Here is a 16,109-nt window from a genome sequence, read left to right on the forward strand (position 1 = left end):
TCCCTTCGGTCTTGCCTTTCCGACTCTATCAGACTCTTTCGTGTCCGATTCCCGGTCGAAGCGGGGCCGCTTTCCAGTTCCACGCTTTCGCGTTTCCCTTTCCGGCGAGTCCGACTCTATCAGATCCTTTCGGGCCTGATTCCCAGTCAGCGGGGTTTGTCTTCCCGGCCGCTGGGCCGTTCCGACGTCCAAACTCTAGCGGATTTTCCCGGCGACTCATAATCGAGTCTTCGAAATTAATTTCGGCATGCCGAAATTATCCCGAGTGGGAGATCGTGCTGAGTTTTGGTTGCCGCGTTCACGGCGGGATCGGTTGTCGCAGAACCGTTCCGGCTCCGTGACAACTCGAAGAACCTTACGGATCGTGGAAGAGCGTGTCAACCCGGGCAGGTCAAGCCGTTTTCCACGTGTCCGGCAGGGTTCAGTCCAGGTCGGTGAGACGTCCGCCGGCGTCCGGCTGGGCGTGCTCCACACGGCGCAGGAGGCGGATCAGCATCTCGCCCAGGACTCCGCGCTCGTCGCTCGTGAGGTCCTGGAGCAGGTCCTCCTCGAAGGCGGAGGCCATGCGCATCGCCTCCAGCCACTTCGTGCGCCCCTCGTCGGTCAGCTCGACGATCACGCGCACCCGGTTGTTCTCGTCCCGGTCACGGGTGACCAGGCCCTCGCCCGCCATACGGTCGATGCGGTGCGTCATCGCCGCGGGGGTGAGACCGAGGCGCTTGGCCAGCTCTCCCGGACCCAGGCGGTACGGGGAGCCGGCCAGGACCAGGGTCTTGAGGACCTCCCACTCGGCATTGCTGATGCCGAGGGCGGCCACCTGGCGGCCGTACGCCACGTTCATGCGTCGGTTCAGTCGGCCCAGGGCCGAGACGACCTGCTCGACCTGGGGGTCCAGGTCGCGGAACTCGCGCTGGTAGGCGGCGATCTGCTCGTCGAGGCTCGGCTCCTGCGGGCCGGGCTGCTCGGTGGTCTCAGACATGGCGGGCAGTATGGCACGCCCCCTAAGGCCTCGAAGTCCTTCAATCTGAATTGTTGAGCTTCTAACTTTAATGCTAAAGTCTTCGGGTTCGAGTCGTTGAGATGGCTCGACCAGTCGCTTCGAGACCTTGAGGTAGGTGAGTGTGACCAGGGAGATGGGTGCAGCACTGCGGCGGATCCAGCTGGGCAGCGCGCTGAGCGCGTTCGGGCTGGGGTTCACCGTTCCGTATCTGTACGTCTATGTGGCGCAGGTACGGGATCTGGGTGCTGGCACAGCAGGGGTCGTACTGGCGGTCTTCGCCATGGCAGCGCTTGTCGTCCTGCCGTTCACCGGGCGTGCCATCGACCGGCGCGGGCCGCTGCCCGTGCTCGTCGTCGCCTCGGTCGTTGCTTCCCTGGGCGCGGCCGCCCTCGGCCTGTCGTCGAACGTGTCCGCCGCCGTGCTGTCGGCCGCGGTCCTCGGCGCGGGTACCGCGGTCATGCAGCCGGCACTCGCCACCATGCTCGTGTGGTGCTCCAGCACCGCCACCCGTACGCGTGCCTTCGCCATGCAGTTCTTCCTGCAGAACCTCGGGCTCGGCATCGGCGGGCTGGTCGGTGGGCAGATCGTCGACACGAGCCGGCCGGAGACGTTCACCCTGCTGTTCCTGATCGAGGCCGCGATGTTCGTCGTGCTCGGTGTCATCGCCTCCACGGTGCGGCTGTCCCGTACACCTTCCTTCTCCGGCGCCCGGCCCGCCGACGAGTCCAAGACAACGGGCGGCCTGCGGGCGCTGCTCTCGCACCGGGCCATGGTCCAGCTGTGCGTGCTGGGCTTCGTGCTGTTCTTCGCCTGCTACGGACAGTTCGAGTCCGGGCTCGCGGCGTACGGCACCGAGGCCGCCGGGATCCAGCCGTCGACGCTCGGTATCGCGCTGGCCGCGAACACCGCCGTCATCGTCGTGGCCCAGTTCGTCGTGCTGCGCCTGGTGGAGCGCCGCAGGCGCAGCCGGGTCATTGCCTCAGTCGGTCTGATCTGGGCCTTGGCCTGGATCGTGGCGGGGTACGCGGGACTCGGGCACGGCAGCCAGACCATGGCGACGGCCGCGATGATCTCCACGTACGCGCTGTTCGGGCTCGGTGAGTCGATGCTGTCGCCGACTGTGGCGCCGCTCGTCGCCGATCTGGCGCCGGAGTCGATGGTCGGGCAGTACAACTCCGCGTTCGCCCTGTGCAAGCAGCTCGCGCTGGCGGTGGGTCCGGCCGTGGGCGGGCCGATGGGTGCGACGTTGCACGGCCCGTACATCGTGACGTTCGTGCTGTTCTCGCTGGGCATCACGGTGCTGGCGCTGCGGCTCGGCCGACGGCTCACTCCCGTACAGGATCAGCCCTCGGTCGAGGCCGTGCCATCCAGGGTGGTGGCCGTGTCACTCCCGGACGCCGAGCCCGTGGCCGCCTCCGCCGTCACCACCCGCTGAGACGGTAACGACGATCAGGGGTCCTGTTGCGGCAGGGCCCCTGCCGGCTACTGCGTCAGGGCGAATTCGCACCAGACCGCCTTGCCGCCGCCCGGTGTGCGGCGGCTGCCCCAGTGCGTGGCGATCGTCGCGACGATGGAGATGCCGCGGCCCGCCTCGTCCGCCGGATCGGCGCGACGCAGACGGGGCAGGTGGTCGTCGCCGTCGGTCACCTCGATGATCAGACGGCGGTCGGTGCGGCGCAGGCCCAGGCGCATCGGCGGGGTGCCGTGCTTGAGGGAGTTCGCGACGAGTTCGCCCGCGGCCAGGACGCCGAGGTCGCAGAGTTCGACCGGGAACCGCCACGACGTCAGGACGCCGGTCGCGAAGGCGCGGGCGCGCGGGGCCGCTTCGATCCCGCCGAGGAGATCGAGCGAGGCGTTGTGGAACAGCTCCGCGTTCGCCCCCGTACGGGCGGGATGCTGAACCACCAGCACCGCCACGTCGTCATCGTGTTCCGCGGTGACGCCGAGAGAGCGGATCAGCCGGTCGCAGACCACCTGCGGTGAGCCCTTGGCGCCGGAGAGGGCGCGCTCCAGGGCCGCGACGCCCTCGTCGATGTCCTCGCTGCGGCGCTCCACCAGGCCGTCCGTATAGAGGACCGCGGTGGAGCCGGGCGGCAGCGCGATCGTGCCCGATGTGTGGATCCAGCCACCCGTGCCGAGCGGCGGCCCTGTCGGGTCCTCGGCGCGGTGGACCGTACCGTCGTCGTGGCACACCAGGATCGGGAGATGCCCGGCGGAGGCGTAGACGAGCCGGCCCTCGTTCGGGTCGTGGACCGCGTAGGCACAGGTGGCGATCTGACTCGCGTCGATCTCGGCGGCGAGACCGTCGAGGAGTTGGAGCACCTCGTGCGGCGGGAGGTCGAGGCGGGCGTAGGCGCGCACGGCCGTGCGGAGCTGACCCATGACGGCGGCGGCTCGCACCCCCCGGCCCATCACGTCCCCGATGACCAGGGCGGTGCGGCCCGCGCCGAGGGTGATGACGTCGTACCAGTCACCGCCGACCGCTGCGTCCGTACCGCCGGGCTGATAGGTGGCGGCGATCCGGAGGTCGTCGGGCTGTTCCAGCTCCTGCGGCAGCAGGGAGCGCTGGAGGGTGACGGCCGTTTCGCGGTGGCGGCGCTCGCTGGCGCGGAGCCGTTCGGCGGCCTCGGCGTGGTCGGTGACATCGGCGGCGTACACGAGTACTCCGCCTTCGGTGCCTCTGTCCCTGTTTCTGTTCTTGTTCCTGCTGTCCTTGATGTCCTTGTTCTGCTTCTTGGTCCCGTCACCGCCGCTGGGGTTGTTGTTGCCGGTGCGGCCGCTGGTCTCGCCGTCGCCCTCGGTGCACCTGTCCCTGTGCACCGGGGTGCAGGTGACGGTGTACGAATTCCCGCTGCGGACCTTGCGGGACTTGACCGTACGAGGGGTGCCGCTGCGCAGGACCTGATCCATGAGCGGCAGCAGACTGAGCTCGGCGAGCTCGGGCATGGCCTCGGCCGCGGTGGCGCCGGCCGGGCGGGGTCCGAAGGCGGCGGCGTAGGCGTCGTTGACGTAGGCGATCCGGTGATCGGGGCCGTACACCAGAGCCACCAGGGCGGGCAGCCGACCGAGGATGTCCCGGGCGGAGAGATCCTCCAAGGCGGCGGGTCCGCGGTCCCTGGGAGGCTCACCGGGCGTGTCGACGCCGGTGTCGCCAGGCGTGTCACTGCGCGTGTCGCCGTCCAGCGGGCAGGGTCCGGTCCCGGGCTGCGCGTACTCCGCGCGTGCCGGAGGCACGGAACTGCGGTCGTCCCGTGCGGCGGCGCGGCGCTGCGTTCCGGGTAGGCGGGCGCTCCAACGCGTGAAGTTCACGGAATTTCTGGCCTCGTGTGTCGGTCTGGTCCGCTCGGGCGGGCTGCTTCCTCTGCCGGTTCCACTACCGGTTCTTCTGCCGGTTTTCTGTCGCCGGGGTCGGGTCCGGGTCTCATCGCCCTGCTCGTACGTCTGATGCGTCGGGAACGTCGGTGCTGTTCACTGTTGGTCACTGCCGGCCGGGTCACTCTGTGCAGATGTGGGCCCACCTATGGTCACACGTCCAGTGTGACGGACCGTACTGACAGTGGTCGGTACGGCCGACGCCTCCGGGGGACGTCGAGGAGGTCCGACGGACGGTCAGCCGCCGTTCCTCGGTGGGCCGTCGGGGCCCTGTGGCTCGTCGGGCCTCTGCGGATTCCCGGGTCCCGGTGGGCCGCCGGTGTTCCGTGGGCCATCGGTGCCCGGTGGCCCACCGGGCCTGGCTCGCCGCCCACCTGCGGCGAGTTCGAATTCGGCGCGTGGGTGTTCCAGCGAACCGAGGGAGACGATCTCGCGTTTGAAGAGCCCGGCGAGAGTCCATTCGGCAAGGACACGGGCCTTGCGGTTGAACGTCGGGACACGGCTGAGGTGGTACGTACGGTGCATCAGCCAGGCCGGGTAGCCCTTGAGTTTGCGTCCGTAGACGTGGGCCACGCCCTTGTGGAGGCCGAGTGAGGCGACGGAGCCCGCGTAACTGTGCCGGTACTCCTGGAGGGGTTCGCCGCTGATCGACGCGAGGACGTTCTCGGCGAGGACCTTGGCCTGGCGCACGGCGTGCTGCGCGTTGGGGGCGGTCTCCCGGCCCGTTTCCTCGGCGGTCAGGTCGGGAACGGCCGCGGCGTCACCCGCGGCCCAGGCGTGCTCGACCCCTTCGACGGTGAGTTCCGCCGTGCATCGGAGCCTGCCGCGCTCGTTGAGCGGCAGATCGGTGGCGGCGAGGACCGGTGCGGGTTTGACACCTGCGGTCCACACGAGCGTGCGGGTCGGGAAGCGGGAACCGTCGCTCAGAACCGCGATCCGGTCCTCGCAGGACTCCAGCCTGGTGTCGAGGCGGACGTCGATGTTGCGGCCGCGCAGCTCACGGATCGCGTAGCCGCCCATCTCCTCACCGACCTCGGGAAGGATGCGTCCGGACGCTTCGACGAGGATCCATTTCAGGTCCTCGGCCTTGATGTTGTGGTAGTACCGCGAGGTGTAACGGGCCATGTCCTCCAGCTCGGCAAGAGCCTCGACGCCCGCGTAGCCGCCGCCGACGAAGACGAAGGTGAGGGCGGCGTCGCGGATGGCCGGGTCGCGGGTGGCGGAGGCGATGTCCATCTGCTCGATGACGTGGTTGCGCAGGCCGATGGCCTCCTCGACGGTCTTGAAGCCGATGCCGTGATCGGCGAGGCCGGGGACCGGGAGAGTGCGCGAGACGGAACCCGGCGCGAGGACGAGTTCGTCGTACGGGATCTCGACTGCGCCGGTGCCGTCCTCCCCGGTGGCGAGAGTGGTGACGGTCGCCGTCCGCTTGGCGTGGTCGATGCGCTGGGCCTCACCGATCACGATCTTGCAGTCCGCCAGGACCCGGCGGAGCGGCACGACGACATGGCGCGGCGAGATCGAACCGGCCGCCGCTTCGGGCAGAAACGGCTGATACGTCATATAGGGCTCGGGCGTGACGACAACGATCTCGGCCTGACCGCTTCTGAGTCTCTGCTTCAGCTTCCGCTGGAGATGCAGTGCTGTGTACATCCCCACGTAGCCACCGCCGACGACGAGAACGCGCACACCTGGCGGGGGGCCGGGGGGTGTTCCCCCGGAATCTGAAGCCATCACCACCCCATGACGCAACGCGCTCAAGGGTTTGTCCACAGCCCCGGCAAATTGTGTGACTGGAGGTTTCGGACGGGCGTAGCCGCTGATCCGCTCGGAGACACGGAAACTACGCAGGTCAGGGGTTGGAATGGGGGTGGTGGGCCGGGGACGAATCAGTGACCAACCGGTCCTTGCTCCGATCGGGGGGCGCTCCGTGCGGAACTACCCCCTTCTGAATTGACCCGGGCTCAACTATGTTCGTATGTCGTCGGGGAGCCGGGTCGAGACCGTGATCCACTCACCGGCTCAAACGGCGGGAAGTCTCCGGGGGGAGACGTCATAACCGGGGGAAATTTTATGCACATTCAGGATTCTCATTGGCAGACCATTGCTGCGGTCACGTCCCATTCGTCCGACGGAAACGGGCGAAACGGAGCTGTGAGGACAGCTGCGGGGGCCGTGGACACGGTGGGTTCGGCCGGCGCGGTCCCGGCAGCCGGAACGGGCGGGACGGCCGCGGTGACCGGGGCGGTCGGCACGGTCGTGACGGCTGGAGCGAACGGCCGCTCGGCTCCGCTCCGCGTGGACGCGCAGCGGAATCTGGAGCACGTGCTGCGAGCCGCGCGTGAGGTGTTCGGCGAGCTGGGCTACGGGGCTCCGATGGAGGACGTGGCCCGCCGCGCCAGAGTCGGAGTCGGCACGGTGTACCGACGGTTCCCGAGCAAGGACGTGCTGGTACGGCGGATAGCTGAGGAGGAGACCTCCCGGCTGACCGACCAGGCGCGGGCCGCGCTGGGCCAGGAGGACGAGCCGTGGTCGGCGCTGTCGCGCTTCCTGCGGACGTCCGTGGCGTCGGGCGCGGGACGGTTGCTGCCACCGCAGGTGTTGCGGGTCGGGGTCGACGCCGATGCCGGTGCGGATGTCCGCGCCGCTGCCGACATCGAGGGCTCAGCCACCGGAGAGTCGGCGGCCATAGCGGCTTCCGGACCGGGTTCGGGCAGTGTGCGGGACGAGGCGCGAGTACCTCAGCAGCGCCAGGGCGCGGACCAGGTCGGCCTCCGGCCGGTCGACGGGCGTTCCGGCTCCGCAGCGGAGACCGGCCCCGATGCCGACGACGCGGGAGCCGGTGAACTGCTGGAGGTCGTCGGCCGGCTGGTGGACCGGGCGCGGGCAGCCGGTGAGCTGCGCCGCGATGTGACGGTGGCGGACGTGCTGCTGGTCATCGCAACAGCGGCGCCGTCGTTGCCTGACCCGGCTCAGCAGGCCGCGGCTTCGAGTCGACTGCTGGACATCCTTCTGGAGGGACTGCGCTCGCGGCCTGTGGCGTGAACGGGGTGTGATTGCGACCTGTGGCGTGAACGGGGCGCGCTCAGGACCCTGCGCGTGAACGGGATGCGCTGACGCCCCTGCGCGTGAGCGAGGGTGCTCTCCCGTCCCGCGGCGTGAGCAAGGGTGCCTTCCGGTCCCATGGTGTGGGTGAGGGTGTGATCGCGGCCCGCGACATGAGCGGAGGTGCTCGCGCCTCCCATGGTGTGGGTGGGGAGGCACGAGCGTGTCGGGGCGTGAGCCGTGCGCGGGCGTGTCGGGGCGCCGGGGCGAGAGTCGGGTGGACGTCGCAGCACGAGTCGAGGTGGACGCCGACGGGGTGAGGCGGGTGCCGGGCGGGTTCGATGCCGGGTGAGCGTGGTGGGTTCGGTGCCTGGCGGGTTGGGTGCCTGGCAGGGGGAGCGGTGCCGGGTGAGCGTGGCGGAGCCCTGAGTTGGTGCGTACACGGCTGGCTCTTCGGTGAGCGTGCGGTCCGGGTGACTCGGGTGCGTCGGCGGGAACGGGTCGCCCGAGTGAGCGGTCGGGGTGGGTGGCCGACGTGGCCTGTTTCAGAGGGTCCTGCTCAGCGGCTCATTCTCGCTCGTCCGTCTCACGTATCCGGCTTCCGCGTCCAGGTTCCGCGCCCGGCTTGCCCGCCCACCGTTCTCGGCGTCGGCCTTCGCGTTTGTCCCACCGGGCTCCCGGTTCCTCAGACACCCTCTCGGCAGGGTGCTCTCGTCGCCCGCCGACCGGCCCTCCGCGCCTTCAGTTCGGCTCCCGGTCGGCTCCCGGTCGGCTTTCCGCCGACTCGCGGACGCCGTCTGAACGGGCCTTTATCGGTGCGTGTTTCGCGCTCGATCAGCGTGGGGCGGGACTCGGCAGAGCCTTCGACGAGGAAGCTGCCGCCCCTTTGTCCGCAGCATCCGTGTGCAAAAGAAGCGCGATAAGCGTTCCCCGAATGGGCGGCTACTAGTGCTCACATTCGAGAAAGCGCCCCGGATGAGTGGTTGCTGGGGCTGAGTCGTCGGCGTGATTGCGCCATGTGACAGTCTTGCCCGATGTTCGGGTCCTACAGCGCATACGGGGGCTTCCGCGATGACCGGTGACGGGCAGCAGGAAGAGTCGTTCGACGACGTCCCCGCCGTGAGCGGTGCGACGGACGCCGGTGGGCTGTCCTCCCGGCAGGTACCGAGCCAGGCCGGACCCGGGCGAGCCGGTGGTGACGCCGGGGGCAGCACTGTCCTGCCCGGTCCGTGGTCGGCGCCCGTCGAGGCCGGTGTCGAGCCCGAGGGCGCGGTGCCGATGCAGCGGGAGCGCAGCAGCACCGCCGCCGGTGCCTCCGACGCCCCGTTCTCGGATGCCGAGTTGATCAGGCAGATGCGGGACGGCGACGATCTCGCGTACGAAGAATTGTTCCGGCGGCATTCGGACGCGGTGCGTCGCTACGCGCGTACCTGCTGCCGGGACGCACACACCGCCGACGACCTGACCGCCGAGGTCTTCGCCCGCACACTGCAGGCGGTACGCAGGGGCAAGGGGCCCGAGGAAGCTGTACGGGCCTACCTCATGACCGCCGTCCGACATGTCGGAGCCGCCTGGACCAAGACCGCGAAGCGGGAGCAATTGGTCGATGACTTCGCGGTGTTCGCGGCCCAGGCATCCCAGTCGTCCCAGGTGTCGGACGCGGACACGCTCGACCTCGGTGCCGATGTGCTGGCGATGTACGAGGCCGAACAGTCGATGGCGATGCAGGCGTTCCGCAGTCTGCCGGAGCGCTGGCAGGCGGTGCTGTGGCACACCACCGTCGAGGAGGAGTCGCCCAGCGAGATCGCCCCGCTGTTCGGGCTGACCGCCAATGCCACGGCGGTGCTGGCCAGCCGGGCCCGTGAGGGGCTCAAGCAGGCCTACCTGCAGGCGCATGTGAGCCAGGCGCTCACCTCGGGCGGCGACTGCGCGCGGTACGCCGACCGCCTCGGCGCGTATGCCCGGGGTGGGCTCCGGATGCGGGCCGAGCGCGGGTTGCGCGGGCATCTGGAAGAGTGCGTGAAGTGCCGGCTCGCCGCGGGCGAGCTGGCCCATGTCAACGCCGGGATTCCCGCGCTGCTGCCGGTCGCGGTCGTCGGCTGGTTCGCCGCCGGCTATGCGCTCAAGGCCGCCGGAATCGTCGCCGGGGGTGCGGCCGGAGCCGCGGGCGCGGGAGTCGCGGCGGCGGCGACCGGTGGGAGCGCGTCCGGGGGCTCGGCCGGTGGTGCCGCGGTCTCCGAAGGTCTCGGTGTCCCGGCGAAGGCCGGTATCGCGGCGGCGGTTGCCGTGGCCGCGACGGCCGGAATCGCCTGGGCACTGGTCGGCAACGACCAGTCGAAGCCCGAGGCCAAGCACACGGCAAAGCCGGCTGTCGTGGCGCCCGCCGCGCCGACGCCCGCACCGCCGAGGCCGACGCCGCCGCCGAAGCCCGCACCACCTGCACCACCTGCACCGATCTCGCCTCCGCCGCCGAAGCCCGTCCCCACCCCGAAGCCGGCCCCGAAGCCGGCCCCGAAGCCGGCCCCGAAGCCGGCCCCGAAGCCGGCCCCGAAGCCGAAGCCGACCTCGGAGCCGGTGCCGCCCGCACCACCTGCCCCGACCCCGCCGCCCGCGCCGAAGCCCACGCCCACACCCACCCCTACGCCGACACCGACGCCCCCTCCGCCGCCTGCGTCGACCGCCTACCGGCTCAGCGAGCTGAGCTACTCGGTGCTGGGCGACCACACCGAACCGGAGGTCGTGATCAGTGAGAGCGGTTGGGTCTGGCAGCGTTCCGGCCTGTCGATCGGCGGCACGCAGTACGCGCACGGTGTGACCGTCCACAGCAGGTCCTCGGTCACGATCCAGCTGAACCGGCAGTGCACGCGTTACGAGGCCGTGGTCGGGCTCGACGACATGACGATGGGGCTGGGCTCGGTGCGCTTCTCCGTCTTCAACGGTGACGGGGCACGGCTGTGGCAGTCCCCCGTGATGAACGGCAACGACCCGGCCGTGCCCGTCGGAGTAGGCATCGCCGGTCAGGAAAGGATCCGGCTCGTCGTCGAGCGGGCGCGGCCGGGCGGCGGCGTGGCACTCGCCAACTGGGCGGATTCGACCATCAGCTGTCAGTGAGGCGACCAGGGACCAGCGGCCACCGTGAACCGGCAGCCACCTGACACACCACTGGTCGGCGCGTGCCGCCGGGGCACCACCGCGTACCTACGGCTGCAGTGTCCGCCTCGCCGGGACGACTCCGCCCGCCACCGCGCGCTGGCGAGGAGCCGCCGTGCCCGTCCAGCAGGTGCCGCGCCGCGAGACGAGGCGGCGGAGCCAGAGCTCCGTGGACGCCAGGTGCGCCAGGCCGTCCAGCGGGAGCGGTTCGCCCTCCGAAGCGGCGCGCAGGGCCTTCCGTACGACGCGGGCCTCGACCAGGCCCGCGTCGGCGAGCAGCGGGGCGTCGAAGAGTGCGATCAGATCGGGCAGCGCGGCGCGCAGGCCCGTGCGGGCCGTCGCGTTCGAGGTGGCCAGGGAGGGGGTGCCCCAGCCGGGCGGCAGCTCGTGAATGCCCGCGCCCGCGAGCACCCGGCGCAGAATCGCGGCGCGGGCGCCCGGCTGGACCCGGAGCGATTCGGGGAGCGCTCGGGCGGCGCGTACGACCTGGTTGTCGAGGAACGGGGCGTGCAGCCGTTGGCTGCGGTTCTCCGCGGCCTGCTCCAGGATCCGGTGGTCCGCGGCGTACCGGGCGAGAGCCGCCCTGGCACGGGCCTCACCCGGACGCTGGACGGAGGCGGGCCGGATCGCCGCCTCCTGAAGACGCACCGATACTTCGGCGAGCGCCTCCCCCGTCAGCCAGTGCGCGGCGGGTCCCGGCCGCGACCAGGCGAGGGCGGCGAGCGAAGCGTCGGCGGGGGTGTCGAGGTCGGGAGTGTGGCGGTTGGCGTCCGGCAGCCGGCCTGCCGCCGTCTCCAGGCCCGTGCGGTACGACGTACGGGACAGGCGGCGGGCGGCGCGATAGACGGTCAACGGCACGAACAGGGAGTGCGCGGTAGGGCCCTCGGCCTTGGCGAGTGCGGCGACCGGGCGCAGCAGGTGGCGTCGGCGTCGGTCCATCAGCAGGTCGGCGAGGCGGGCCGGGTGGGCGTCGAGCACCTGCCGGGCGCCGCCGCCGACGAAGTGGTCGGCGCTGCCCGAGGCGAGGCGGCGGCGATGGCGCTCGGCGACGACGAGGGACGGGCCGGGTTCGTCGGTGAGTGGGCCGTTCCCCAGATCGGCATAGGGCAGCGCCTCTTCCCCGGCGGCGACGACGACATGGTGCAGGCGCGGGTTGGCCGCGATGACGCGGGCGCGTTCGAGTTCGTCCTCGTGTCCGCGTGCGGTGAGGTCGTTGAAGGTGACGGCGAGCAGCCGCTCCCCCGCTCCCGTCCCGTGGCCGAGGAGGGTGCCGGGCAGGCCCGGCAGTCCGGCGGCGAGCAGGGCGAGGGTGGCGGAGGCACTGCCTCCGGAGAGGTCGGCGCCGATGCCCGGTACGGGTGCGCCGCGGGCGGCGCGTCGTTCGGCGGGACCCATGCCGGGGACCGGGCCCGGGTCGGGCGGCAGGGTTTCGGGGGCGTGGCGCGGGGCCGTGAGTCTGGCGCGTACGGCTTCGACGAGTGCGTCGCGCACCCCGTCGACGGCACTGACGGGGTCGATCTGGGGGGCTGCGACGGCGAGGGAGGCCACCGCCTCGTACCCGGTGATCTCGCGCGAGCCCTCGCGGAGAATGAGCGCGTGCCCCGGCGGGATGCGCTTCACTCCGGCGTACGGGGTGCCGTCGCGCAGCGCCTCCGGTGTTTCGGGGCAGGCGAGCAGGGCGGCCAGGTGACCGATGTCCAGCTGGGCTTCGATGAGGTCGGCGAGCGGGAGGGCGGCGGTGGCGTACGCCGTACCGCCTGCCCAGGGGGTGTAGAAGACCGGACGGGCTCCGGCGAGGTCCCCGATGACGGTGATCCGGCGGCCGACCTGGACGACGGCCGTGTAGCTGCCGGGCCAGGAGGTCAGATGGCGCAGGGCCCCGCCGCGGGCGGCGAGGAGGCCGACGCGCAGTTGTTCGTCGGTGGCGCTGCAGCAGCCGAGGACGGCCATGCGGGCGGTGGGCGCGCCCTCCGCGGTCTCGACCGTGCTGATACGGATCTCGTCGGGGCGCCAGTCACCGACGGCCCAGAGCGGATCCGGGTCGCCCCAGAGCAGTTGGGATCCGACGGGGTGCATCGTGCGCCCGTCGTCACTGGCGCCCACCGCACCGGCCGTGCCGAAGCTCGCGGCGATACTGCTCCACCCCACCAACCAACGCATCGCCGCCTCCACAGGCTGTGGACAAATCGGCGCAGCAGGAAATTGTCGGGAGAACTCCGGTGGTGCGCGGCGCCGTTGCGAACATGCTGCCACGACAAAGGCGCGCAGGAGGGGCTACGGACGGCGCACGTCGGAAGCGCATGCGCCCCTGGCAAAGACCAGAGCGGAACGGGCCCCTACCGGCGCGGACGGAGGCACGTCCGACGGTGACCCGGCAGCGGGTTTCCGGCGGGACATCCTGGACGCGGCCTGCACGAGGCGGGTCATGCCCCAACGGGCTTGCAGTCCGGGCGCGTTGCTTTCCCCGGACAGGCGTGATCCAGCGGCCGGAATCCGGCCACACCCCGAGTCGCCCACGGCCTGGTGACGGACGACCGTCGGAGGGTCGACGGGATGTCCGCGAATCGCCGGGCCCAACCTCGGGGAACCGATGACATTCGGCCATTCTTAGCGCGCACTGAACCCAGACGTCAGCGAACTCATCGCATCAGAAGTCCCTTTTGGTCCCACTTCGTTCCATGATTCTCCCCGAATCCCTCCTGGAATCCCCCATCGCCCGCCGACGATCACCACCGGGGCGGCCGACGTGCGCGACCCCGGCCGTGAACCCGGGCCGCGCACGGCCCCGCACCGGCCCCCGTACCGGATTCAACGCACAGTCCGGGAGGTGTCGTTCACCTCCCGGACCGGTCCGCCGCCTGCGGGGAATGAGGCGGCAGTGTCCCCCAGCCCACTGAGTCCAATGCAGTGGGCCGACCCACGCAGCAACCATGGAAGTCCTTCCGAAACGGCCGGACGAGAGCGCACGGCCGGGCGCACGGCCACACGCCAGGGGCACGTACGGGGCTCGGCGGACGGGGCTGTCACCACGCACGAACGGCGTTTCCAGGAGCGCACGGACGGGGCGTGGAACGGGCCCTCGCGACGGGTCCGTGTCGAGGTCCGGGCGGGGCTCCGCGCGGGTCCGGGCAGGATTCCGTGCCGGGTCCGGGGCGCCGTGCGCGGCGACCAGAGGGGCACGCCGGCGACGGCCCGAGCGGAGCCGCGGACCCGCTCACCTCCGCACGGACAACAATCCCGCCATACGGACGTCTGCCCCTTAACGGTAGGGATGCGGCGAACTACGCTGGGTTTACTGAGGTTCTCGGCAGGAGGCATATTCCTCGGGGCTCGGCCATATGCGTGTGCGGTCGGAGTGCCGGGGTTCGTCCCTGGGGAGGACACGGTACGAATGCCGCGCGCCGCAACGGCGACGCGGCGGCCGTCTGTGTGTCGAGGGGTGGCGCATGTCCAGGGAGCAACGCGGACCGAACGAGAAGCTCGGAACCGTTCTCGCCCTCGCGGGAATCAGCAACGCCGGGCTCGCCCGGCGGGTCAACGACCTCGGGGCGCAGCGCGGTCTGACACTTCGGTACGACAAGACGTCGGTGGCCCGGTGGGTCTCCAAGGGCATGGTGCCGCAGGGCGCCGCGCCCCATCTCATCGCGGCGGCGATCGGGGCCAAACTCGGCCGTCCGGTCCCGCTGCACGAGATCGGCCTCGCGGACGCCGATCCGGCCCCCGAGGTCGGACTGGCCTTTCCACGCGATGTGGCCGAGGCGGTCCGTTCGGCGACCGAGCTGTACCGGCTGGATCTGGCCGGGCGGCGGGCGGGCAGCGGCGGGATCTGGCAGTCGCTGGCGGGCTCGTTCTCGGTGAGCGCGTATGCGACGCCCGCGTCCCGCTGGCTGATATCCCCCGCCGACCCGTCGGTGGAGCGCGATGCGACGGCCGCCGAGACAGCCATCCTCGGCACACAGGGCGCAAGGGGCGCACGCACCGGTGCAGGGGCGCAGAGGGCATCGGGCACGACGGGGAGGACCGCGGAGCCGGAGTCCGGTGCACCCGGCACGTCCGGTACCGCGGGGGGCCAGACCACTCAGAGTCCGCTGGGAGCACAGCCCGCGCTCGGCACACAGCCGGCGCCTGGAGCACCGGCGACACAGACGACACAGGCGACACAGGCGGCTCAGGCGGCTCAAGCAACACAAAATGCGCTGAATGCGCAGGCGGCTCAGGCCGCGCTGGGAACCCTGGGGGCCCTGGGCACGCAGCGGACGACGTCCATCCCCGCCCAGCCGGGCCCGGAGACAACATCCGGATCCGCGCCCAGATCCGCGTCCGCGCCCACGACTCCTGCTGCGAGTGCGCCCGCGAACGCACACGCGAGTGCGACTGCCAACGCACACGCGAACGCGAGCGCGCACGCCAACATGACCGCCACCACGATCACGAGCGACATCTCCCCGCTGCGGGTCGGCCACAGCGATGTCTCCAAGCTGCGCGAGGCCGCCCAGGACGCCCGTCGCTGGGACTCCAAGTACGGCGGCGGGGACTGGCGTTCCTCCATGGTCCCCGAGTGCTTACGGGTCGACGCCGCACCGCTGCTGCTCGGTTCCTACAGCGACGAAGTCGGCCGGGCGCTCTTCGGTGCCGCGGCGGAACTGACCAGGCTCGCCGGGTGGATGGCCTTCGACACCGGTCAGCAGGAGGCCGCGCAGCGCTACTACATCCAGGCCCTGAGACTCGCGCGGGCCGCGGCCGACGTGCCCCTGGGCGGTTATGTCCTCGCCTCGATGTCGCTGCAGGCGACCTACCGAGGTTTCGCCGACGAGGGGGTCGACCTCGCGCAGGCCGCCGTCGAACGCAACCGGGGGCTCGCCACCGCCCGCACCATGAGCTTCTTCCGCCTGGTGGAGGCCCGCGCTCACGCGAAGGCGAGCGACGCACCGGCCGCGGGGGCCGCGCTCAAGGCCGCCGAGGGCTGGCTGGAGCGTTCCCGGGACGGCGATGCGGACCCGTCATGGCTGGGCTTCTACTCGTACGACCGGTTCGCGGCCGACGCCGCGGAGTGTCACCTCGACCTGAAGGCACCCCGGCAGGTGCGGCGCTTCACCGAGCAGGCCCTGTCCAGGCCGACCGAGGAATTCGTCCGCTCGCACGGATTGCGGCTCGTTGTGTCGGCGGTGGCCGAGCTGGAGTCGGGGAATCTGGACGCGGCCTGCGCGGCGGGCACCCGGGCGGTGGAGGTGGCGGGCCGCATCTCTTCGGCGCGGACCACGGAGTACGTACGGGACCTGCTGCACCGGCTCGAACCGTACGGGCACGAGCCGCGCGTCGCCGAGCTGCGCGAGCGGGCCCGGCCACTGCTGGTGGCGCCCGCGTAGCCGCACCGCGCGGGGGCGAGGACCCGCACCCCGCGGCTTCCCACGGCAACGCCCTGGCGTCCCTGCCTTGCGCCCCGGGGCCGTGGCGCCCGTCGGTCGCCCAGCGCGCCCCCCGAGGTCGCTGCGCCCCCCGTGTCGCTGCGCCCCCGGTGTCGCTGTGTACCCGGGGTCGCTGC

The 16,109-nt window shown here is 71.2% G+C and carries 8 protein-coding genes; 4 read left to right on the plus strand and 4 right to left on the minus strand.

The genetic code is table 11. From position 1 onward, the window contains the following. Positions 1 to 421 precede the first annotated feature (421 nt). Entirely contained in the window at positions 422 to 979 is a 558-nt protein-coding gene (locus tag ABZ826_RS24785) for a MarR family transcriptional regulator (protein ID WP_361452254.1), read from the minus strand. Positions 980 to 1,133: 154 nt separating this feature from the next. Here ABZ826_RS24785 and ABZ826_RS24790 point away from each other — a divergent pair, with 154 nt between their 5' ends. Further along, a complete protein-coding gene (locus ABZ826_RS24790; RefSeq protein WP_361452414.1) occupies positions 1,134 to 2,435 on the plus strand; it encodes an MFS transporter in 1,302 nt (433 codons plus the stop codon). Between the two features lie 47 nt (positions 2,436 to 2,482). Here ABZ826_RS24790 and ABZ826_RS24795 read toward each other — a convergent pair whose 3' ends face one another. Both ABZ826_RS24795 and ABZ826_RS24800 read right to left on the minus strand, forming a co-directional pair. Then, positions 2,483 to 4,309, minus strand: a complete 1,827-nt coding sequence (locus ABZ826_RS24795; protein ID WP_361452257.1) for a SpoIIE family protein phosphatase — start codon at positions 4,307 to 4,309, stop codon at positions 2,483 to 2,485. Positions 4,310 to 4,609: 300 nt separating this feature from the next. Then, positions 4,610 to 6,106, minus strand: coding sequence for an FAD-dependent oxidoreductase (locus tag ABZ826_RS24800; RefSeq protein ID WP_361452260.1), 1,497 nt, complete (start codon positions 6,104 to 6,106; stop codon positions 4,610 to 4,612). 339 nt (positions 6,107 to 6,445) lie between these two features. On the opposite strand from ABZ826_RS24800, the gene ABZ826_RS24805 reads away from it, so the two are divergent. After that, positions 6,446 to 7,417, plus strand: a complete 972-nt coding sequence (locus ABZ826_RS24805; protein WP_361452263.1) for a helix-turn-helix domain-containing protein — start codon at positions 6,446 to 6,448, stop codon at positions 7,415 to 7,417. A 1,071-nt stretch (positions 7,418 to 8,488) separates the two neighbouring features. After that, complete coding sequence (locus tag ABZ826_RS24810) at positions 8,489 to 10,528, plus strand: sigma-70 family RNA polymerase sigma factor (RefSeq protein WP_361452266.1); 2,040 nt, start codon at positions 8,489 to 8,491, stop codon at positions 10,526 to 10,528. Between the two features lie 87 nt (positions 10,529 to 10,615). On the opposite strand, the gene ABZ826_RS24815 is transcribed toward ABZ826_RS24810, so the two are convergent. Then, complete coding sequence (locus tag ABZ826_RS24815; RefSeq protein ID WP_361452269.1) at positions 10,616 to 12,727, minus strand: asparagine synthase-related protein; 2,112 nt, start codon at positions 12,725 to 12,727, stop codon at positions 10,616 to 10,618. Positions 12,728 to 14,013: 1,286 nt separating this feature from the next. On the opposite strand from ABZ826_RS24815, the gene ABZ826_RS24820 reads away from it, so the two are divergent. Then, entirely contained in the window at positions 14,014 to 15,933 is a 1,920-nt protein-coding gene (locus ABZ826_RS24820; protein WP_361452272.1) for a sporulation protein, read from the plus strand. The last annotated feature ends 176 nt before the right edge of the window (positions 15,934 to 16,109 follow it).

Source organism: Streptomyces sp. NPDC047515 (assembly GCF_040643055.1).
In the GTDB taxonomy this organism is placed as follows: Bacteria; Actinomycetota; Actinomycetes; order Streptomycetales; family Streptomycetaceae; genus Streptomyces.

Coding starts and splice junctions, on each gene's coding strand:
- ABZ826_RS24815 (WP_361452269.1), bottom strand. CDS start 12,727: ATGCGTTGGTTGGTGGGGTGGAGCAGTATCGCCGCGAGCTTCGGCACG.
- ABZ826_RS24800 (WP_361452260.1), bottom strand. CDS start 6,106: ATGGCTTCAGATTCCGGGGGAACACCCCCCGGCCCCCCGCCAGGTGTG.
- ABZ826_RS24810 (WP_361452266.1), top strand. CDS start 8,489: ATGACCGGTGACGGGCAGCAGGAAGAGTCGTTCGACGACGTCCCCGCC.
- ABZ826_RS24805 (WP_361452263.1), top strand. CDS start 6,446: ATGCACATTCAGGATTCTCATTGGCAGACCATTGCTGCGGTCACGTCC.
- ABZ826_RS24820 (WP_361452272.1), top strand. CDS start 14,014: ATGTCCAGGGAGCAACGCGGACCGAACGAGAAGCTCGGAACCGTTCTC.
- ABZ826_RS24790 (WP_361452414.1), top strand. CDS start 1,134: ATGGGTGCAGCACTGCGGCGGATCCAGCTGGGCAGCGCGCTGAGCGCG.
- ABZ826_RS24785 (WP_361452254.1), bottom strand. CDS start 979: ATGTCTGAGACCACCGAGCAGCCCGGCCCGCAGGAGCCGAGCCTCGAC.